Genomic DNA, 19,297 nt, shown 5'->3' with positions numbered 1-19,297 from the left:
CGGGTACGAAACGGACACCCCCGCGCCCCCGCCCACCCACCCGTCCCGGGGCGCCACACGCGCCCCGCGCGCCACCGGAGCAGTGAACGAAGCTGGGAGAACGCGCCAACGCGCGGGCCGCGCGCCGCTGTTCCGTCACGGCAAACGGCCCGGGCCGCCGGCCCGCCGCCGCGCACCTGGCGTCATCCCCCGGTGGGAGGCCCGTTCGCAAATCCTCCCTCACTTCCGCACACACCCCGCGGCGGCCCGGTGGCGGCTCTACGCGCGTTCTTGTGGCACTCCCCGCGCCCTCCTATCGTCCGTCCCCCCGGCACCAGGGAGAGCGAGGGAGGTGGCATGACCCGCGCACACACCGAGGACACGAATCTTTCACGTGACTTCAGGCTGCTGTGGACCGCCTCCGCCGCCGACTCCCTCGGCACCCAGACCTCCGGTGTCGTCCTGCCGCTGCTGCTGCTCGCCGCGGGGCATTCGGCGACCGTCGCCGGCGCCGTCGTCTCGGTGTCGCTCCTGGCCGGGCTGCTCGCCGGCCCCTTCGCCGCGGTGCTGGCCGATCGCGGCGGACGGCGCACCGTGATGACCTGGTCCGCGCTGACGGCCGGGGCCGCCATGGCCGTGGTCGCGCTCCTCGCCGTCTCCGCGCGTCCGCCGCTCGGGGCGCTGCTCGCGGCGGTCACGGCCGAACGGGTCGCCACCTCCGCCTTTGCCGCCGCCGCCCAGGGCTGCGTGGCGGCCCTGGTGCCGCCCGCCGCCTACCCGCGGGCGGTGTCCCGGCTCCAGGCCGGCGAGCAGGGGGCGCTGGTGGCGGGGCCCGTGCTCGGCGGGCTGCTGTTCCAGGCGGCGCGCTGGCTGCCGTTCCTCGCCGACGCCCTGACCTACCTGGTCGCCGTCCTGTGCGTGCGTTCGATACGTGGCGACCTCTCGCCCGGCGCGGCGAGGGAACCGGGGCGGCGCGGCGTCGGCGCGGTGTTCGCCGACCTGCGCGACGGGCTGCGCTTCGTCCGCGGGGAATCGTTCCTGCGGGGCGTGCTGTGGTGGATGACGGGCGTCAACGGGGTGCTGGCCGCTCTGTACTACGGTGCCGTGTTCGCGCTGGAGCGGCAGGGCGCCGGCACCGCGGCCATCGGCACGGTGCTCGCCGTCTCAGGGGCGGCCGGCGTGGTCGGCGCGCTGCTCGCCCCGCGGCTCGCGGCGCGGATTCCCGCCGCGCGGCTGGCGGTACTGGTGTCCTGGGCCGTCGTTCTCGTGGCCCTGGGCCTGACGGCCGCCACCGGGCCCTGGTCCTACGGCCTGCTGTTCGCGGTCGTCTCCCTGCTCGTCCCGACCCTCGCGGTGCTGCTGGCCGCGCAGGCCATCGCCGTCACCCCGGCCGCGTTCCAGTCCCGGGTCGGCACGGTGCTGAACACCGTCTCCGGCGTCGCCGCGACGGCCGCTCCCCTGGCGGCCGGCGCCCTGGTGGCGCTGGCCGGGACCACGGGGCTCGCCCTCGCGGGCGCGGGCATGATGGCCCTGGTCGCGGTGTACGCCTCCCGCGTGGTGGCGCCAGGACTGCGCGCGGCGGCGGCCCGTCCGCCCGGCGCGGCGGCCTCCCCCGCGGGACGGGAGGCCGCGCCGTGACGGCCCGCGCGGCACAGCCCGCCGGGGAACGGCGCGCGTACGCCGTGTCGCGGCCCGTGCTGCCCGCCGTCTGCCGGGACGCGCCCGAGCTGATGGCGTTCGCCGGGGACGCGGAAGGTCGGTGCGAGATCTTCGCGTGGCACGCGGGCACCGGCGAGCGCAGGCAGGTCACCGACCGGCCCGAGGGCACCGCGCGGTGCGCGATCGATCCGGACGGCGTGATCTGGTGGTTCGCCGAGCGGGCCGACGGCACCGGGACGTGGCTGACCCAGGACTTCGCCGGGGGCGCGGACGTCCCGGCGTTCGGCGGGGAACCGGCTCGGGGTCGGCCCGCGGGGCTCGCGCTGCCCGGCGGTACGGCCGCCGCCGGCCTCCTCGACGGCGACCGGCTCACCGTGCGCGTCGGCCGGCGCGGCGAAGGGCCGCTGCGCACGCTGCGGTTCGACGGCCAGGCGCGGCTGGCCGGCTACGCTCCGGCCGCCGGGCTCCTCGCGGTGGCCCGCGCGCCCGGGCACGAACGGGCGGTCACCCTGCACACGGTGGACGGCGGCGCGGTCGCGGTGCTGTCGGGACGCGGCGGCCGGATCTGGCCGCTCGGTTTCGCGCCGGAACGCGGCGGGGCAACGGCCGGCGGCGCGCCGGAACCGGCTGCCGGCGGCGCGGAGTTGCTGCTGGTGCGCGAGGACGAGGACGGCTACCGGCTGGCGACCTGGACCCCGGAGGGCGGGCTGCGGGCGCACGCGTGGTGCGCGTTCGACACCGAGATCACCGCCCAGTGGGTGCCGGGCGGGCGCGAGGTGCTGGTGCGCCAGGAGCGGCACGGGCGCAGCCTGCTGGTCCTGTGCGACCTCACCGCGCGCACCCGCCGCGCGGTGCCTGTGCCCGGGGGGACGGTGCTCGACGCGGCGGCCGACGAGGGGGGCGCGGTGCACTGCCTGTGGACCGACACCCGCACGCCCGCGCGGGTGCTGTCCACCGGAACGGCGGCCCGCCGGCTCCCCCCGCCGCCCCCCGAGCCGCCGCCGCTCGATGCCGAGCTGCGCGACCTGTGGACCCCGGGCGAGGACGGCCCCGTGCACACGCTGCTCGCGCTGCCGCCCGGCCGCACCGGCCCCGGGCCCGTGGTGTTCCTCATCCACGGGGGCCCGGCGCGGCACGACAAGGACGCCTACGACCCGGCCGTGCACTCGCTCGTGGCCTCGGGGCTCGCGGTGGCCCGGGTCAACTACCGCGGCTCCACCGGCTACGGGCCCCGCTGGCGCGCCGCGTGGGGCCGGGGCGTCGGGCTGACGCAGATCGAGGACCTGGCCGCCGTCCGCACCGACCTGGTGGACCGGGGCATCGCCGATCCCGGCGCGACCGGCCTGTGGGGCACGTCCTGGGGCGGATATCTGGTGCTTCTCGCCCTCGGGCGCCAGCCCGGCCTGTGGCGCGCGGGCGTCGCGGTCAAGCCGGTGGCCGACTACGCCGCCGCGTGGGCGCTCGGCACGCCCGAACTGCGCGCGCTGGACACCGCGTTGTTCGGCGGCACGCCCGACGAGGTGCCCGGCCGTTACGCGCGTTCCTCGCCCGTGACGTACGTGGCCGGTGTCCGGGCGCCCCTGCTGGTGATCGCCGCGACGCGGGACGCCAAGTGCCCGCCCGAGCAGGTGCGCGGCTACCTCGCGGCGCTGCGCGCGGCCGGCGGCACGTGCCGCGAGCTGTGGCTGGACTCCGGGCACGACGGCCACGACGGTGCCGGGCACGTGCGCGTGCTGCGGCACAGCCTGTACTTCCTGGCCCGGGAGTTGCGCGCCTCCCGGGCCGGGGTTTCCGCACCACGAGACCGAGAAGGGAGGTGATTCCCGTGGAGAAGGACGTGATTCAGAACGACCCGTTGGAGCACGAGTCCGAAGGCCGTTCGCCGACCGTCACCGTGTCCATCAAGGTGCCGCTGATGGCGCCGGAGGACGAGGACCTCGACGTCTGACCCACCCGCGGCCGGCCCGGCCCCCGGGCCGGCCGCCCCTTACGGATACCAGGAGGGAGCAGCCGTGCGGGTGCTTCTGATCAACATGCCGTGGTCCCCGATCGACCTGCCGTCCCTGGCCCTTGGCATCCTCACGCGCAGCGTGAACGAGAAGGTGCCCGGCGCGCGGGCCGAGGTGCTGCACGGCAATCTCGACTACTTCGACTGGCTGACGGCCAGGCCCGGCTTCGCCGACTTCGCCGCGGACGACTACGACTACTACGCCCTGTCCTCCTACTTCCTCGGCTGCGGCGACTGGGTTTTCTCCTCGGCGCTGTACGACGACCCCGAGTGGCGGGTCACCGAGTTCAGCGAGGCGATGCGCCGGCCCGTCGGTGCGCGACGGCTGGCCCAGGCCGTCGAACTGCACCGGAGCGCGCCGGAGTTCGTGCGCGAGTTGGCGATGCGCGTGGTCGCGCAGAAGCCCGACGTGGTCGGGTTCACCTCGACGTTCCAGCAGAACACCGCCGCGCTCGCCGCCGCCCGCATGATCAAGGAGCTGGCACCCGGGACGATCACCGTCATGGGCGGCGCGAACTGCGACAGCGCGCAGGGCGAGGCCACGCACCGCAACTTCCCGTTCGTCGACTACGTCGTCCGCGGCGAGGGCGAAGTGGCGTTCCCCGCCCTCCTGAACGCACTGCGCGAGGGCACCGGCCTCGCCGGGATCACCGGTCTGTGCTGGCGCGACGGCGATGTCTCCCGGGCCAACCCGATGGCGACGGCTCCCCTGCCGCCGGCGGCGATCGTCTCGCCCGACTACCGCGGCTACCTGGACCGGCTGGCCGCCTCGGCGGCCCGGCACATGATCGAGCCGAAGCTGGTGATCGAGGGCGCCCGCGGCTGCTGGTGGGGCGAGAAGCACCACTGCACGTTCTGCGGCCTCAACGGCTCGTTCATGCAGTTCCGCAGCAAGTCGCCGGACGCGTTCTTCGACGAGATCGTCGGCATGGCCCGCGAGCACCGGGTACTGGACATGTACATCGTCGACAACATCCTCGACATGGGCTACGTGACCACGTTGCTGCCCCGGCTCATCGAGACCGGCTACGACCTGCGGATGCACGTGGAGATCAAGGCGAACATGCGCCGCGAACAGCTGAAGACGCTCGCGGACGCGGGCCTGGTCTTCGTGCAGCCGGGCATCGAGAGCCTCAACACCCGTGTGCTCGGCCTGATGGACAAGGGCGTCAGCGGCTGCCAGAACGTGCGCATGCTGCGCGACGGGGCCAGCACGGGCCTCTCGGTGTCGTGGAACTACCTCTACGGCTTCCCGGAGGAACGCGAATCGGACTACGAGCCGGTGATCGCCCAGATCCCCGCGCTCGAACACCTCACCCCGCCGACCGGGCTGTCCGCGCGCATCGCGATCGAGAGGTTCAGCCCCTACTTCAACCGGCCGGAGCTCGGTTTCAGCGAGCTGCGCGCCGCCAAGCCGTACTGGCTGACCTACGACCTGCCGGAGCAGGAGCTGTACGACCTGGCCTACATCTTCGACGCACCCCAGCGCGGCATCGGCGCGGCGACGGCGAAGCGGCTGAACGAGGCGCTGAGCGCGTGGATGGACGCCAACCCCACCAGCCGCCTGGTGGGACACGACCTCGGGGAGCGCCTGGTGCTCCTGAACCGCCGCCGCGCCTTCCCCTGGACGACCCTGGTCGTCGACGATCCGCTGGAGCTGGCCGCGTTCCGGCTGCTCGAACAGCCTCGGTCGCAGCGGACGCTGGTCCGCAAGCTCGGTGAGCTGTTCCCCGGCGCGGACGCCGGGGCGCTGGTGCCGCCGCTCCTTGAGCGCTGGTCGGAACTCGGGCTGCTGTTCACCGACGCCGGTCAGTACGTGCACGTGGTGCCCGCGCCCGTCAACGACGAGATGCTGCGCCTGGGCTTCATGCGCGGCGTGGTGGCCGACGCCGCCGCCCCGCGGCCGGACGACGCCGCCCGGGACACCGACCGGACGCCCGCCGCGCTTCCGGCCTGACCTTCGAGGAGTGATGACCGTGAGCACTTCGCCTCCGGCCGTCAGGGCCTGGCGCGACTACGACGCCCACACGCTGGACACGCCCGGCATGTTCCTGGGCGAGGTACCGCTGTCCGGGCCGACGGACACGCTCGTCGACCGGCTGTGGGATCTGGGCGCCCGCCGGGTCGAGCTGCCGGGACGCGTCGATCTCGCCGACCCGGGCGACCCGGAGGGCACGGTGCGCGCCCTCGGACTGGTCAGGGACCTGACCGCGCAGGCCGTCTACACGCAGTGGCGGCTGCGGCTGCCCGCCTCGGCGCCGGACTGGGTGCCGTTCTGCCACCTCCAGCCACCCGCCGTGCTCGACGGCGTACCGGATGCCGAAGCGGCGCTCGCCCGGTGGCGCGAGACCCACTACCTGGGCAAGTGCCAGTGGAGGCGAGGGCCCGGCTTCTTCCAGCTGCGCGACCGCAGGTGGGGCGACCTGCGACGGTTCACCCTGACGGACGACGCGTACCTCGCGGCCGTCGAAACGCTCGTGCCCGGCGCGCGGGCGGACGATGTACCCGCGCCGGTGCTGGCGGCGTTCGAGGCCGAGAAGCTGGCCTGGCGCGTCGGCGACCGGGTCGCCTGGCTGCCCTACGCCAAGCGCCGCTGGACGCAGTCCGCCATGCTCATCTGAGGGCGGCGGCGGTGGCGTGAGGGCCGGCGGGCCGGCCGGGTCCGACGGCGACGGGGGGCCGCCGGACCCGGCCGGACGCCACGGGAGGCGCGGTCCTCCCGCCGGGTCAGATCACGCGGAACAGGTCGGCGGCGGCGTGCACGTCGGTGAGGTCCTCGATGGAACGCACGTTGTCGCACAGGACGTCGAGGACCGACCCCGCCGCGGTGGCGCCGGGGGCGCCGACGGACACGCCGAAGACCCGGAACGCCAGCCGGCGCTTGGCCTCCCGCCAGTCGCGCAGCCACTCCTGGGTGACGTCGCACTCGTCGTCGGTGATCATCACGATGTCGCCGCGCGTGCGGGCGGCGGCATCGAACTCGTCCGCCAGCAGGTCGCGGGCCGCCGTCAGCGGGGTCTGGTAGCTGGTGCCCCCGCCGAGGAAGGTCTCGGCGAAGTCGAGGACCCCGTCGATGCCGGCGGGCGCGCCGGCCGGGAAACGGAAGACCCGCGTCCGGTCGGCGGAGGAGAACAGGATGCCGACGAAGTCACGCCCGGCACGGCGGGCCTGGTCGAGCAGCGCCAGCGCGCACGCCTTCGCCCACGCCTCCCGGGTGACACCGCCGGGCCCGGCCGCGTACATGGAGTGCGAGGTGTCCACGCAGGCGATGACGGCCCCCCGGCCGGCGGGCCGTTCCGCCGTGGTGTCGTAGAGCATCAGCTCCCCGGCGGCGTAGCGCGCGGCGAACACCGCGCGCGTCGCGGGCAGTCCGAGGTGGGCCAGCTCGGAAGGGATGACGCGGGAGAGGTCGTCGCCGAGCGTGACGCCGACCAGTTCACCCGCGGTGCTCTCCACCGCGCGGGCGTGCTCGCCGACGGCCATCTGCCGGAAGCGGCCGATGAGTTCGGCCCACTGCGCGAACCGGCCCGTGCCCAGCCGCTCGGCGAGCCTGGCCCGCCGGTCGAACGGCATCCGTTCGAGGTCGCCGGGGCCGACCCCCCACGCCCGCATCAGCGCGGCCTCGTGGCGCACGGCCCGGGCGGCCCGCGCCGCCGCGTTCCGCGCGGCGGCGTCAAGGCCGGGGGCCGCGGCGGCGACGGCGCGCGCGGCGGCCTCGGCGGCCTGTCGGGCGCCCCGGTCGGCGGGAGCGTCCGCCGTGGGCCCGGCGGCGTGGGCGGCCTCGGCTGCTTGGGCGGCCTCGGCGGCCTGTTCCTGGGCGGTCCTGGCACGCTCCAGCATGCCGCGCAGCGCGGCGGCCTGGGCGAGCACGGCCATGGCGGCGGCGTACGGGTCACCCGCCGTCTCCCGGTGCAGGTCCGCGAAGTGCGGCGCCGCCACGAGCGAGCCGACGATCCGGTGGTTGACCAGCCGGGTGGGAGCCATCTCCCGAAAGTCGCGCAGCCGCGGGCGGGCCTGGTAGGCGGCGAGGAACACGTCGGCCATCAGATCGGCCGCCCCGGCGTGGCGCGCGCCGAGTTCCGCGGCGAGTTCGCGCAGCGCGGCCGACTGCTCGCACGTGTCGCGCCAGGTGATCCGGTCGAACCGGTCCGCGACCACGGCCGCGGTGTGCCGCTCGCGGGCGGCGCCGGGCGGGCCGGCCATGCCCGGCGGCTCGCCAGGTCCGTTCGGTGCCCCGCTCATCTCCGGCTCCCGCCGCCTCAGAGCCGGTCCTGCACCATGCTCGCGTCCACGCCCAGCGCTTCGGTGAGCACGCGGGCCCGGACGGCCCGCTGGCGGCCGGTGATCCGGTCGATGGCGGCGGTGGAACGGCCGGCGCTCGCCGCCTCCGCGCGCAGTTCCTCAAGCCGCCGGCCCGCGGTGGCCAGCTTGTTGTGCGCCTTCTTGATGACCCACTCGCTCAGCGCCTCGCGGGACTGCCCTGCCATCGCGTCGAGCTGGGCCTCCACCTCATCGATGCCGTCGGCCAGGTCGAGCGCCTCCCCCGCGTCGGGGTTCACCACGAGCAGCACCTCGCGCTCCACGGCCGGCCGTTCGGCCGGCGCGTTCCACAGCACGTGCGTCAGCACGGACAGGTCGGTCACGGCGACGGCCCGGCGGCCGTCGAGATGGGCGGACGCCTGGAGCAGGCCGACCGCCTGCCGCCAGCGGCGGTCGGAGGCGACGAGTTCCCTGCGGCGCAGGGCGGCGCGCAGGGTGCACACCGCGTCCACGACCGGGTCGGGGACGTCAACGGCGGGAACGGCTTCGGTCACGGCGTGTCGCAGCGCGGCCAGTCCGACCGTGGTCCGCTTCCGCGCCACCGGGCGGTCGACCGCGGAGCGCACCAGCGCCGCGAAGTTCGACGGGTCCGCGAGGTAGCCGACCTCGATCCGTACCAGCAGGCGGTCGTAGATCGCGGCCGTGTCCTCGCCGGCCGGCAGCTCGTTGCTCGCCGTGATGGCGCCGATCAAGGGGCAGCGGATCGGCTCGCCGCCGCTCTCCGGGTGGTAGATCCGCTCGTTGAGGAAGCCGAGGGTCTCGTTCAGCGCCGCCGTCGAGCACTTGAAGATCTCGTCGATGAACGCGACGTGCGCGGTCGTGGCGCGGCCCTCGTAGATCTGGCGGTACTCGCCCCGGGCCAGCGCGGCGACGTCGATGGGCCCGAACATGCGGGTCGGCGCGGTGAACTTGGACAGCAGTATCTCCCAGTAGGCCGCGCCGTCGATCCGGCCGGTCAGCTCCCTGGCCAGCTCCGACTTCGCGGTGCCCGGCGGGCCGAGCAGCAGCGAGTGCTGCCCCGCGAGCAGCGTCACCACGAGGGTCCGCACGACGTCGGCACGCTCAAGGAAGCGTTCCGACAACTCGTCGCAGATCGCCCGCAGTCGCGCCGCCGTGTCCCGCGTGTCCTGTGCGTCCATGATCCCTCCGCCTCGCGACGCACCGCATCCTGGGACGCCTCCCAGGCCCCCAGGGGCCTGGGGGAGCGGCCGTATCCACGAAGATCCGAACGAAGAGCCTAGACGCGTGAGTTCCTGGAGATCTGGTCGACTCGGCCAGGGCTGAGGCCGACCGCCTCGGCGACCTGGCGGATCGTCATGCCCTGGCGGCGCAATTCCAGGATGGCCTCGCGTCGCACGTCCCGCAGGCGTTCGTCGACCTCGGCCATGGCCTGGAGGATCTTCGCGACGGCGAGCACTCGCGGAAGCGGCTCCTGTCCGGTCAGCTCGGGGGATTCCGGGACCTCGCTCAGACGGGACAGCGCTTCCTCAATGCTCATGGGCCCACCCTAGCCACGCGCCATAAGCCTGTCCAACTCGCTTGACGCGCCCGGCTCGTGTTCCCTACCGTCTCAGCTCGTCCCCCTTCCGGAGCCGAAGGGACCGGCAACAGAAAAGGAGTGGGGGCATGGCCGGAGCGATACGGGAGCGGCGCGCGAGAATCGGTGTGGCCGTGTGCACGGGTTCCGGCCTGGTGAGCATGATCGCCTACACGGTCTCCTCAGAACCGACCTGGGTCATGGGGGCGCTGTGGGCCTGGTGGGCGGCGCTGGTCGGCGCCACCGCGTGGTACGTCGCCATGCGACGTGACCACTGAACCGGGCTCTTTCGCGTTTATCGCGACGAGGTCGCCGGGAGGCACGGCAGGATTTCCCGGATACGCGACTCGGCCGCCGCGTTCGGCACTCTCTCGCCTCCCATCGCTTTCCCCTCTTCCTCGCATTCCCTCGCATTCCCTCGCATTCCCTGCTTTTCCCCGTTGTTCCCCGGTACCCGAGTATCCCTTTCGGGCCGCCCGGCGAGGCAGGCCGCTTTCCGTTTCCACCGCGCCTCGACCCGACTTCGGCACGTCATTCCGCGGCCTTCGGCCCGATCCGCTTCTCGAACCAGTGGTGGGCGTAGCGCTCGTCGTTGAACGCGGGCACCTCGCGGAAGCCGCAGGCGCGGTAGAGGGCGACGGCCGCGTCCAGGGCCCTGTTCGTGTCGAGGCGCAGCAGGTCGTGACCGTGGCGGACGGCCGCCGCCTCAAGCTCGGCGACGAGGCGGCGCGCCAGGCCGAGGCCCCGGCTGCCCGGTGCGACCCACATGCGTTTGATCTCGGCCGGAGCCCCGGCCGGCAGCCTGAGACCGGCGCAGCCCACGGGTTCCCCGTTCAGCCTGGCGACGAGGAACAGGCCGCGCGGCGGCTTGAGTTCTCCCGCGTCGGGCAGCAGGCTCAGGGCCGGGTCGAAGCCGGTGTCGAAGCGTTCCGCCAGCTCGGCGGCATAGGAACGCAGGCAGTGCGCGGCGTCGGGGTGACCGGGGTCGACGGCCTCGACGCGGACGGTCGCGGCGGTCAGCAGCCGTTCGACCTCGGCCATGGCGGCGACCAGCCGGTCGCGCGCGGCCGGGTTGAGCGGCGCGAGCAGGGCGCCGGCCAGTTCGTCGCTGCGGTCGTCGAGGACGCGGCGCTCGGCCCGGCCCGCGGCGGTGAGCCGGGCGGTGCGCACGCGGCGGTCGCGCGCGTGCGGCTCGACCGTCACCAGGCCGTCGGCCTGGAGGGAGCGCAGGAGCCGGCTGAGGTATCCCGAGTCGAGGCCGAGGCTTTCGCGCAGGCGCCGCACGTCCTGCCCGTCCTCCCCGATCTCCCACAGCAGTCTGGCCTCGCCCACGGGCCGGTCCCTGCCGAGGTAGTGGTCGTGCAGGACGCCGAGGCGTGCCGTGACGGCGCGGTTGAACCGCCGGACCCGATCGATCTGAACCGCATCCATTCTCTGACCATAGTCAGAAGTTCCGCCGCGGGCCAGGGCGCCGGCGGCGCCGGGGGGCGGTGACCGGAAAACGACGGGGAGGGCGCGGTGGAGGCGGAGCCGGGTCGGACGCCGCGCGGGCACAGGATATCTTGATGTCGAGCAATGTTGCATACGTGGAGCGGAGCACCCGGTGACTGACTCGACCATCATCTACACCCACACTGATGAGGCCCCGGCCCTGGCGACGTACTCGTTCCTGCCCGTGGTGGAGGCGTACGCCGCCACCGCGGGAGTGCGGGTCGAACGTCGCGACATCTCCCTCGCCGGCCGCATCATCGCCGTCTTCCCCGAATACCTGGAGCCGGAGCAGCGCATCGACGACGCCCTCGCCGAGCTGGGCGAGCTGGCGCAGACGCCCGCGGCCAACATCATCAAGCTGCCGAACATCTCCGCCTCGATCCCGCAGCTGAAGGCCGCGATCGCCGAGCTGCGCGAGCAGGGCTACGCGCTGCCCGACTACCCGGACGACCCGAAGACCGACGAGGAGCGCGAGATCCGCGCCCGCTACGACAAGGTCAAGGGCAGCGCGGTGAACCCGGTGCTGCGCGAGGGCAACTCCGACCGCCGCGCGCCCGCGTCGGTCAAGAACTACGCCAAGGCGAACCCGCACCGCATGGGTGCCTGGTCCGCCGACTCGAAGACGAACGTGGCGCACATGACCGCCGACGACTTCCGCTCCACGGAGAAGTCCGCGCTGATCGCGGAGCCCGGTTCGCTGCGCATCGAGCTGGCCGGGGACGACGGCAGCACCACGGTGCTGCGCGAGTCGGTGCCGGTGCTCGCGGGCGAGATCGTGGACGCGTCCGTCATGCGCGTGGGCGCCCTGCGCGAGTTCCTCGCGGCCCAGGTGGCCCGTGCCAAGGCGGAGGGCATCCTGTTCTCCGTGCACCTGAAGGCCACGATGATGAAGGTCTCCGACCCGATCATCTTCGGCCACGTGGTGCGCGCGTTCTTCCCGCGGACGTTCGCCGAGCACGGTGCGACCCTCGCCGCGGCGGGCCTGACCCCCAACGACGGGCTGGGCGGCATCCTCAAGGGCCTTGAGGCCCTGCCGGACGGCGAGGCGATCAAGGCGTCGTTCGACGCCGAGCTGGCCGAGGGCCCGGCGCTCGCCATGGTCGACTCCGACCGGGGCATCACCAACCTGCACGTGCCGAGCGACGTCATCGTCGACGCCTCGATGCCCGCGATGATCCGCACCTCCGGTCACATGTGGGGCCCGGACGGCGAGGAGGCGGACACCCTGGCCGTCATCCCGGACAGCAGCTACGCGGGCATCTACCAGGTCGTGCTCGACGACTGCCGCGCCAACGGCGCGTTCGACCCGGCGACGATGGGCTCGGTGCCCAACGTCGGCCTCATGGCGCAGAAGGCCGAGGAGTACGGCAGCCACGACAAGACCTTCGAGATTCCGGCCACCGGCACCGTCCGGGTGCTCGACGGCGAGGGCAACGCGATCCTGGAGCACGCGGTGAGCGCGGGCGACGTGTGGCGCATGTGCCAGACCAAGGACGTGCCGGTCCGCGACTGGGTCAAGCTCGCCGTGACCCGCGCGCGGGCGACCGGTGACCCGGCCGTGTTCTGGCTGGACGAGACCCGTGCGCACGACGCGGCGCTCATCGAGAAGGTCAGGTCCTACCTGCCCGAGCACGACACCGAGGGCCTGCGCATCGAGATCATGGCGCCGGTCGACGCCATCGCGTTCTCGCTTGAGCGCATCAGGCGCGGCGAGAACACGATCTCGGTCACCGGCAACGTGCTGCGCGACTACCTGACCGACCTGTTCCCCATCCTGGAGCTGGGCACGAGCGCGAAGATGCTGTCGGTCGTCCCGCTCATCAACGGCGGCGGCCTGTTCGAGACCGGGGCCGGCGGCTCGGCGCCCAAGCACGTGCAGCAGCTGGTCAAGGAGAACTACCTGCGCTGGGACAGCCTGGGCGAGTTCCTCGCGCTCGCGGTCAGCTTCGAGCACCTGGCGCAGACCACGGGCAACGCGCGGGCGCAGGTACTCGCGGACACCCTGGACCGGGCCACCGCGACGTTCCTGACCGAGAACAAGTCGCCCAGCCGCCGCGTGGGCGGCATCGACAACCGCGGCAGCCACTTCTACCTCGCCCTGTACTGGGCGCAGGAGCTGGCCGCGCAGAGCGAGGACGCCGAGCTGGCGAAGGCGTTCGCGCCGCTGGCGAGGACGCTGGCGGAGCAGGAGGACACCATCGTGCAGCAGCTCGCGGCGGTGCAGGGCTCCCCGGCCGAGATCGGCGGCTACTACCAGCCCGACCCGCAGAAGGCGGCGGCCGTCATGCGGCCCTCGGCGGCGTTCAACGAGGCGCTCGCGACCCTCGGCTGACCGGCGCGTGCGGCGCGCCCCGGCCGGGGCGCGCCGCTGCTCCGGGCCACCCGCACGGGGCCGGAGCACGGCCGGGAGTCCGGCCGGAAGGAGACACCATGTCCGCAACCGCGTCGGCGGCGGCCGTCAGGCCCGCCAGGACCGGTGACCTGCCGGCGGTGGCCGGTATCCACCGGCACTACGTCCTGCACAGCGTGGCCACCTTCGAGGAGGAGCCGCACAGCGTGGCGCGGTGGCGGGCGCGGTACGACGAGCTGTCCCGGCTGGGGCTGCCGTTCCTCGTGGCGGACGCCGACGGCGGCGTCGCCGGGTACGCGTGCGCCGGCCCGTGGCGGCCGAAGCCGGCCTACCGGCACACCGCCGAGGTCTCCGTGTACCTGGCCCCCGGGCGGACCGGACGGGGGCTCGGCACCGCGCTGCTCGGGCGGCTGGTCGAGGACTGCGCGGCGGCGGGGCTGCACTCGCTGGTGGCGGTGATCGCCGAGCCCGGCGGCGACGCTTCGGTGGCGCTGCACCGCCGCCTGGGGTTCACGCCCGCCGGGCGGCTGGCGGAGGTGGGGTACAAGCACGGCCGCCTGCTCGACACCGCCCTGATGCAACTGCTGCTCCCCGCCGCGCCGGGGCCGGGAGCGCCGGGACCCTGAGCCCCGTGGGCCGCGGGGCCCGGAGCGCCGGGCCGCGGGTGCCCCTGCCGCGGCCCGGCGCGGCCGGTGTCAGCCCTCTTCCTCCTCGTCGCCCTCGAAGAAGTCGCCGACCTCGTCGATGACTTCGGCGGCCACCATGCCGCCGACCACGCCCACGGCGAGCCCCGCCGCACCCGCGGCGATCACGGTGCCCATGCCGGGGCCGCTCCGGCCGCCCTGCTCGTCGTGTCCGCCGTGGCCCCCGTCGTCCTTGTGGGCGTAGCCGCCGTCGTACGGCTGGTGGCCGTGCTGCGCCGCGAACGCGGCGTGCCGCTCGACCAGGGCCCTGATCCAGCCGTCGACCTCGGCCGTCCAGTCGGTGTGCGCGACGGCGGCGTGGTCGACGAAGTGCCGCTGGAGGGCGTCGTGGCCGCCGGTGAACAACCCGCCGCGCTTGTCGGCCTCAAGCACGACCTCGACGCCGCCTGGCGAGGCGAGGAACGTCACCTCGATCTCGTTGACCGTGTGCGCCAGGTGCGGCGGCGGGGTCAGCTCGATCTCCTGGTAGAACGGCAGCTGCTGCCCGGTGCCGTGGATCTGCCCCAGTTCGAGGTCGGCCGAGACGAAGCCGAAGCCGAGGTTCCCCAGTGCTTCGAGGACGGCCTCCTGCGCGGGCAGCACCCCGACCGTCAGCGGGTCGAGGTCCCCCTTGTCGCGCGCGCCGGCGACGGACAGCTCGGTGCGGACGCCGAGCACGATGCCGAGCGGCTGGCCGTACAGCTCGGTCACCGGGGTCTCCCAGGGCAGGACGACCGAGAAGGGAACGGAGGTCCGCTCGCCCTCGCCCAGCCGGAAGGCTCCGGCGACCGTGAACCGCTCGAAGGTCACCCCGCCCTCCTGCTCCTCGCCGTCGTGGCCCTCGGCCTCGACGTGCGCGAGCAGCTCCAGCGTGATGTGCTCGATGTCGACGTCGGCGTTCCCGCCTTCGAGGTGGACCTGCCCGTTCAGCTGCCCGCCGGGCGGCACCGGGCCGCCGTCGAGCACTGTGTCCACCGTGGGGCCGCCCACCCCGAGTGAGCCGAGCAGCCGTTTGAACACCATCGTGGCGTCCACTCCTTTACACGTTCGTACGGATCCTGGCCGCCGCGCGGCCGGGCACTCCGCCCGGCCGCGCGGCGGGAGTCCGGGTTACTTCGCCGCGTCCAGCGCGGCCAGGGCCTGGGCCCAGCGGACGTACTTCAGGTCGGCCAGATCGGCCACCGTCTTGACGCCGAACGCCTCGTCGAGCAGTTCGCCGTCCCGGTCGGAGACCCCCTTGAGCGCCGAGACGGGCGCGGCCAGGACCTCTTCCAGGGGCTTGTCCGCCCACGCCTTGTCCAGCACCTTGTCCAGATCGACCGAAGCCATCGAGAAGCCCTCCCTGATCAGTGCAATGACGATGCGCGCGAGACCATCACTCGCAGTCTCTACACGCATGTAGAAGAATAGGCGGGCACAGGCGGGGCACAGGCGCCTACAGGTCCACGGCGGAAGAACGACCGAAAACCGACCAGTGGATCCCCACCGCGGCAGCCCCGCACGCCGCACGGCGGGCACTTTACCGATCCTTTACTATGAGCGGAACGTCCGTCCGACGACCGAAGGAGCAGCTGCCCTCATGGGCGAACCACCCAGTACCAGCCGTGCCGTTCCCGGCCAGGCCACGACGAGCATCGGGGCGGGGGTGGCACGGTGACCGAAATCCTGCTGCTGCTCGTGGCGCTCGCGCTCGTGCTCGCCTGCGCCGTGTTCGTCGCCGCCGAGTTCTCCCTGACCACCCTGGAGCGCGGTGAGCTGGAACGCGCCGCGCGCGCCGGTGAACGCGGCGCGGAGGGCGCCCTCGCGGCCGTGCGCCGCCTCACCTTCCAGCTCTCCGGCGCCCAGCTCGGCATCACGGTGACCTCGCTGGTCATCGGCATGCTCGCCGAGCCGTCCATCGCCACGCTGCTGCGCGGCCCCCTGGAGTCCGCGGGGCTCGGCGACGCGTCCGGGCCGGTGGCCACCGTGCTCGGCGTGGTGCTCTCCACGATCGTGCTCATGGTGATCGGCGAGCTGGTCCCGAAGAACTGGGCGATCTCGCGCCCGCTGGCCGTCGCCAAGGTCGTGGCCGGGCCGCAGCGCGGCTTCACCGCCGCGTTCGGGCCGCTGATCCGGCACCTGAACACCATGGCGAACCACCTGGTGCGCCGCGCCGGTCTCGAACCCGCGGAGGAACTGGCCTCCGCCCGCACCCCCCAGGAGCTGGTCGCGCTGGCGCGGCACTCCGCGGCGCAGGGGGTGCTGCCGCCGGACTCGGCCGAGCTGTTCGTGCGCACGCTGAACCTCAGCGAACTCACCGCGCAGAACGTCATGACACCGCGCGTGGACGTGCACGCGCTGCCGGTCTCCGCGACCGCGGCCGAGGCCGCCGCGCTCACCCGGAGCACGGGGCACTCCCGCTTCCCCGTCTACCGGGACATCCTCGACGAGGTCGTCGGCACGGTCCACATCAAGGACGTGCTCGCGCTCGAAGCCTCGGAACGGGCCACGACGCCGGTGACGCGGCTGATGAAGCAGCCCCTGCCGGTGCCCGACACGCTGCCCGTCGACCGCCTGCTCGACCAGTTGCGCGGCGCCTCGTCGATGGCCCTCGTCATCGACGAGTACGGCGGAACGGCGGGTGTGGCGACCCTGGAGGACATCATCGAGGAGGTCGTCGGCGAGGTCCGCGACGAGCACGACCCGGTGGAGACACCCGACCTCGCGCCGGCCGGCGCGGGCCACTGGAACGCGGACGGGGGCCTGCGCGTCGACGAACTGGCGGCCATCGGCCTGTCCGTGCCCGACGGCCCCTACGAGACGGTCGCGGGACTGCTGGCGGCGCTGCTCGGCCGCATCCCGGAGACCGGTGACACGGCCGAGGTCGAGGGCTGGCGCCTGACGGTGCTCGCCACCGCGCACCACCGCGCCGACCGGGTCCGCGTCACCGCCCCGTCCGACACGACCACGGGGGACCCCCGATGACCGCGCTGCAACTCACCATCGGCGCCCTGACCCTGCTGACCAACGCGTTCTTCGTGGGCGCCGAGTTCGCCCTGATCTCGGTGCGCCGCGATCAGATCGAGCCACGGGCGGAGGCCGGGCAGCGGCGGGCCAAGACCGTGCTGTGGGCCCTTGAGCACCTCTCCCCCATGATGGCCACGGCCCAGCTCGGCATCACCGTGTCCTCGCTGGTGCTCGGCGCGGTCGCCGAGCCGGCCATCGCCCACCTCATGGAACCGGCCTTCGAGGCGGCCAACGTGCCGCACGCGCTGGTTCACCCGATCGCCTTCACGATCGCCCTGGCCCTGGCCACCTACCTGCACATGCTCTTCGGCGAGATGGTGCCGAAGAACATCGCGCTGGCCGCCCCCGAGCGCACCGCGATGGCCCTGGGTCCCGCGCTCGTGACCGTCACCCGCGCGCTGCGCCCGGTGATCTTCGGTATCAACGCGTTCGCCAACGTGCTGCTGCGGCTGATGAACGTGGAGCCGAAGGACGAGGTCGCGTCCGTCTTCACGGACGACGAGCTGGCCAGGATCGTGAAGGACTCGAGCGACGCCGGTCTCCTTGAGGCCGCGGAGAGCGAGCGGCTGCGCGACGCGCTCGCGCTGGGCACGAAGACGGTCGCGGAGATCACGGTCCCGGTCGGGCGGATGACGACCGTCGACCACCGCATCACGCCGCGCCGCCTGGAGCGGGCGGCGGCGGCCTCGGGCTTCTCCCGGTTCCCCGTCACCGGCCCAGGCACCACCGTGCTCGGGTTCCTGCACGTCAAGGACGCGCTGGAGGCGGACGTCGCGGACCGGCCCTTCCCCAGGGAGGCCCTGCGCCCGGTCACGCGCATCCGGCCGGAGACCCCGCTGGACGACGCGCTCACCGCGATGCGGGCGGCCAGCACCCACCTGGCCGCTGTGACCAGCGACAAGGGAACACTGCTCGGTTTCGTCACGATGGAGGACGTATTGTCCGAGCTGGTCGGCCCCCCGCCGGCCGCGGCGTGACCGACGCCCCGCGCGGAGCGGCCGGGAGGATTGACCGGCGCCCGGAGTGGTACTCACCACCGTTCCGCGCGGGGCGCACGCGTCGTGCGGGGCGGTGGTCCCGCACGGCGCGGGCACCGGAAGGACGAGACCAAGGAGCGCGAACGTGCCCGATGTTCTCACCGGTCAGTGGCCACTGAGCTGGAGCATCGCCCTCTTCGTACTCGCGGGGGCCCTGACGGTGGTGGGCAGCGTCAGGCTGGCCGCACTCGGCGATGTGCTCGCCGACCGCACGGGCCAGGGCGAGGCCGTGTTCGGCGCCGTCTTCTTCGGCCTCGTGACCTCGCTGTCCGGCATCGTCATGACGGCGGTCACCGCCGCAGCCGACCACCCCGACCTGGCCTACAGCAACGCCGTCGGCGGCATCGCCGCCCAGACCCTGGCCATCGCCGCGGCCGACGCCGCCTACCGCCGCGTCAACCTGGAGCACGCCGCGGCCTCGCTGCCCAACCTCCTCTTCGGCTGCCTGCTGATCGGCCTGCTCGGCATCGCCCTGATGGCGGCGTTCAGCCCGGACGTCACGGTGCTCGGCCTGCACCCGGCGTCGTTCGCCATGGTCGCCTTCTACTGGGGCGGCATCCGGCTCATCAGCGACCGGCCGCGCCCGATGTGGGTGGCCGTGCGCACCGTGGAGACCGTGCCGGACGAGCCCGAGGCGGCCGAGGACGGGCACACCCGCCGCACCGGCGCCCTGTGGGCCGAGTTCCTCGGCATCGCGCTGGTCGTGGTCATCGGCGGCTGGGTCATCGCCCGCGCGGCCGAGACCCTGGTGTCGAGCACCGGGCTGAGCGCGGGGTTCGTCGGCGCCGTGCTCATGGGCGTCGTGAACGCCCTGCCCGAGACGGTGACCGCGATCGCCGCGGTGCGCCGGGGCGCGGTCACGCTGGCCATCGCGGCGGTCATCGGCGGCAACTGCCTCGACGTGCTCAACCTGGTGATCGGCGACCTGGTCTACGGGGGCGGCTCCCTGTTCCACGCCGCGGGCCGGGACGAGCTGTTCCTGACCTCGGCCGCCCTGGTCATGACGGGCGTCCTGCTGGGCGGCCTCCTCGTGCGGCAGGAGCGCGGCTGGTGGCGGCTCGGATTCGACGGCGTGCTGCTCATCACCGTCTACGCCGGCACCGTCGCGGTCCTCGCGTTCTGACCCCGGGACGCCGCCCCGGCAGCACCCGCGTTCCGCGTCGCGCGCGGGGGCCGGGGCGGCGCCCGGCGCGGGCGCCGGCGGTCAACCGCGCGGCGTGCGGCGGG

17 protein-coding genes are annotated in these 19,297 nt (G+C 73.8%); 11 read left to right on the top strand and 6 right to left on the bottom strand.

Annotated elements, in window-relative coordinates:
* The first annotated feature begins 336 nt into the window (after positions 1-336).
* The 5 genes from LC193_RS27800 to LC193_RS27785 all read left to right on the top strand — a co-directional run bounded on the left by LC193_RS27800 (position 337) and on the right by LC193_RS27785 (position 6,267).
* Complete coding sequence (locus tag LC193_RS27800) at positions 337-1,617, top strand: MFS transporter (RefSeq protein ID WP_226078129.1); 1,281 nt, start codon at positions 337-339, stop codon at positions 1,615-1,617.
* A complete protein-coding gene (locus LC193_RS27795; RefSeq protein WP_318842195.1) occupies positions 1,614-3,458 on the top strand; it encodes an alpha/beta hydrolase family protein in 1,845 nt (614 codons plus the stop codon). The genes LC193_RS27800 and LC193_RS27795 overlap by 4 nt, the downstream gene beginning before the upstream one ends.
* 5 nt (positions 3,459-3,463) lie before the next feature.
* Positions 3,464-3,586: a hypothetical protein gene (locus LC193_RS29040; protein WP_264086285.1), complete on the top strand. Its 123-nt coding sequence runs from the start codon at positions 3,464-3,466 to the stop codon at positions 3,584-3,586.
* A 64-nt stretch (positions 3,587-3,650) separates the two neighbouring features.
* Positions 3,651-5,603, top strand: coding sequence for a RiPP maturation radical SAM C-methyltransferase (locus tag LC193_RS27790; protein ID WP_226078128.1), 1,953 nt, complete (start codon positions 3,651-3,653; stop codon positions 5,601-5,603).
* Between the two features lie 13 nt (positions 5,604-5,616).
* Positions 5,617-6,267, top strand: a complete 651-nt coding sequence (locus tag LC193_RS27785; RefSeq protein ID WP_226078127.1) for a DUF5825 family protein — start codon at positions 5,617-5,619, stop codon at positions 6,265-6,267.
* 106 nt (positions 6,268-6,373) lie between these two features.
* Here LC193_RS27785 and LC193_RS27780 read toward each other — a convergent pair whose 3' ends face one another.
* From LC193_RS27780 to LC193_RS27770, 3 genes are all read right to left on the bottom strand, one after another.
* A complete protein-coding gene (locus LC193_RS27780; protein ID WP_226078126.1) occupies positions 6,374-7,888 on the bottom strand; it encodes a VWA domain-containing protein in 1,515 nt (504 codons plus the stop codon).
* Positions 7,889-7,905: 17 nt separating this feature from the next.
* Positions 7,906-9,105: an AAA family ATPase gene (locus tag LC193_RS27775; RefSeq protein ID WP_226078125.1), complete on the bottom strand. Its 1,200-nt coding sequence runs from the start codon at positions 9,103-9,105 to the stop codon at positions 7,906-7,908.
* Positions 9,106-9,203: 98 nt separating this feature from the next.
* Positions 9,204-9,464 carry a helix-turn-helix domain-containing protein gene (locus LC193_RS27770; protein WP_226078124.1) on the bottom strand — a complete coding sequence of 87 codons (261 nt, stop codon included), beginning with the start codon at positions 9,462-9,464 and terminating at the stop codon, positions 9,204-9,206.
* A gap of 128 nt (positions 9,465-9,592) precedes the next feature.
* On the opposite strand from LC193_RS27770, the gene LC193_RS27765 reads away from it, so the two are divergent.
* A complete protein-coding gene (locus LC193_RS27765) occupies positions 9,593-9,781 on the top strand; it encodes a hypothetical protein (protein ID WP_226078123.1) in 189 nt (62 codons plus the stop codon).
* Between the two features lie 253 nt (positions 9,782-10,034).
* Here the strand turns inward: LC193_RS27765 and LC193_RS27760 are convergent, their stop codons facing one another.
* Positions 10,035-10,934: a bifunctional helix-turn-helix transcriptional regulator/GNAT family N-acetyltransferase gene (locus LC193_RS27760; RefSeq protein ID WP_226078122.1), complete on the bottom strand. Its 900-nt coding sequence runs from the start codon at positions 10,932-10,934 to the stop codon at positions 10,035-10,037.
* Positions 10,935-11,106: 172 nt separating this feature from the next.
* Between LC193_RS27760 and LC193_RS27755 the strand changes: the two genes are divergently transcribed.
* Positions 11,107-13,326 (top strand): NADP-dependent isocitrate dehydrogenase, encoded by a 2,220-nt coding sequence (locus tag LC193_RS27755; RefSeq protein WP_226078121.1) that lies wholly within the window; start codon positions 11,107-11,109, stop codon positions 13,324-13,326.
* Positions 13,327-13,424: 98 nt separating this feature from the next.
* Positions 13,425-13,970 (top strand): GNAT family N-acetyltransferase, encoded by a 546-nt coding sequence (locus LC193_RS27750; protein WP_226078120.1) that lies wholly within the window; start codon positions 13,425-13,427, stop codon positions 13,968-13,970.
* A 69-nt stretch (positions 13,971-14,039) separates the two neighbouring features.
* Here the strand turns inward: LC193_RS27750 and LC193_RS27745 are convergent, their stop codons facing one another.
* Together LC193_RS27745 and LC193_RS27740 are read right to left on the bottom strand one after the other, a co-directional pair.
* On the bottom strand, positions 14,040-15,050 hold the full coding sequence (locus LC193_RS27745; protein ID WP_226078906.1) for a sporulation protein: 1,011 nt from the start codon (positions 15,048-15,050) through the stop codon (positions 14,040-14,042).
* 87 nt (positions 15,051-15,137) lie between these two features.
* The gene (locus LC193_RS27740; protein WP_226078905.1) at positions 15,138-15,356 is read right to left on the bottom strand and encodes a hypothetical protein; all 219 of its coding nucleotides are present in this window, start codon (positions 15,354-15,356) and stop codon (positions 15,138-15,140) included.
* 324 nt (positions 15,357-15,680) lie between these two features.
* Between LC193_RS27740 and LC193_RS27735 the strand changes: the two genes are divergently transcribed.
* From LC193_RS27735 to LC193_RS27725, 3 genes are all read left to right on the top strand, one after another.
* Positions 15,681-16,991 carry a hemolysin family protein gene (locus LC193_RS27735; RefSeq protein WP_226078119.1) on the top strand — a complete coding sequence of 437 codons (1,311 nt, stop codon included), beginning with the start codon at positions 15,681-15,683 and terminating at the stop codon, positions 16,989-16,991.
* Entirely contained in the window at positions 16,988-18,010 is a 1,023-nt protein-coding gene (locus LC193_RS27730; RefSeq protein ID WP_226078118.1) for a hemolysin family protein, read from the top strand. Before LC193_RS27735 ends, LC193_RS27730 begins: the two co-directional genes overlap by 4 nt.
* 145 nt (positions 18,011-18,155) lie before the next feature.
* The gene (locus LC193_RS27725; RefSeq protein WP_226078117.1) at positions 18,156-19,193 is read left to right on the top strand and encodes a sodium:calcium antiporter; all 1,038 of its coding nucleotides are present in this window, start codon (positions 18,156-18,158) and stop codon (positions 19,191-19,193) included.
* The last annotated feature ends 104 nt before the right edge of the window (positions 19,194-19,297 follow it).

This window comes from Streptomyces marincola, from assembly GCF_020410765.1.
Lineage (GTDB): Bacteria > Actinomycetota > Actinomycetes > Streptomycetales > Streptomycetaceae > Streptomyces > Streptomyces marincola.
Note: the sequence above shows the minus strand (reverse complement) of the source record. Positions and strands in the feature narration are given on the sequence as shown.

What these genes read in the sequence shown, in the direction of transcription:
- LC193_RS27800 (WP_226078129.1), top strand. Translation starts at nt 337, where the DNA reads ATGACCCGCGCACACACCGAGGACACGAATCTTTCACGTGACTTCAGG.
- LC193_RS27785 (WP_226078127.1), top strand. Translation starts at nt 5,617, where the DNA reads ATGACCGTGAGCACTTCGCCTCCGGCCGTCAGGGCCTGGCGCGACTAC.
- LC193_RS27780 (WP_226078126.1), bottom strand. Translation starts at nt 7,888, where the DNA reads ATGAGCGGGGCACCGAACGGACCTGGCGAGCCGCCGGGCATGGCCGGC.
- LC193_RS27775 (WP_226078125.1), bottom strand. Translation starts at nt 9,105, where the DNA reads ATGGACGCACAGGACACGCGGGACACGGCGGCGCGACTGCGGGCGATC.
- LC193_RS27770 (WP_226078124.1), bottom strand. Translation starts at nt 9,464, where the DNA reads ATGAGCATTGAGGAAGCGCTGTCCCGTCTGAGCGAGGTCCCGGAATCC.
- LC193_RS27765 (WP_226078123.1), top strand. Translation starts at nt 9,593, where the DNA reads ATGGCCGGAGCGATACGGGAGCGGCGCGCGAGAATCGGTGTGGCCGTG.
- LC193_RS27760 (WP_226078122.1), bottom strand. Translation starts at nt 10,934, where the DNA reads ATGGATGCGGTTCAGATCGATCGGGTCCGGCGGTTCAACCGCGCCGTC.
- LC193_RS27750 (WP_226078120.1), top strand. Translation starts at nt 13,425, where the DNA reads ATGTCCGCAACCGCGTCGGCGGCGGCCGTCAGGCCCGCCAGGACCGGT.
- LC193_RS27745 (WP_226078906.1), bottom strand. Translation starts at nt 15,050, where the DNA reads ATGGTGTTCAAACGGCTGCTCGGCTCACTCGGGGTGGGCGGCCCCACG.
- LC193_RS27740 (WP_226078905.1), bottom strand. Translation starts at nt 15,356, where the DNA reads ATGGCTTCGGTCGATCTGGACAAGGTGCTGGACAAGGCGTGGGCGGAC.
- LC193_RS27730 (WP_226078118.1), top strand. Translation starts at nt 16,988, where the DNA reads ATGACCGCGCTGCAACTCACCATCGGCGCCCTGACCCTGCTGACCAAC.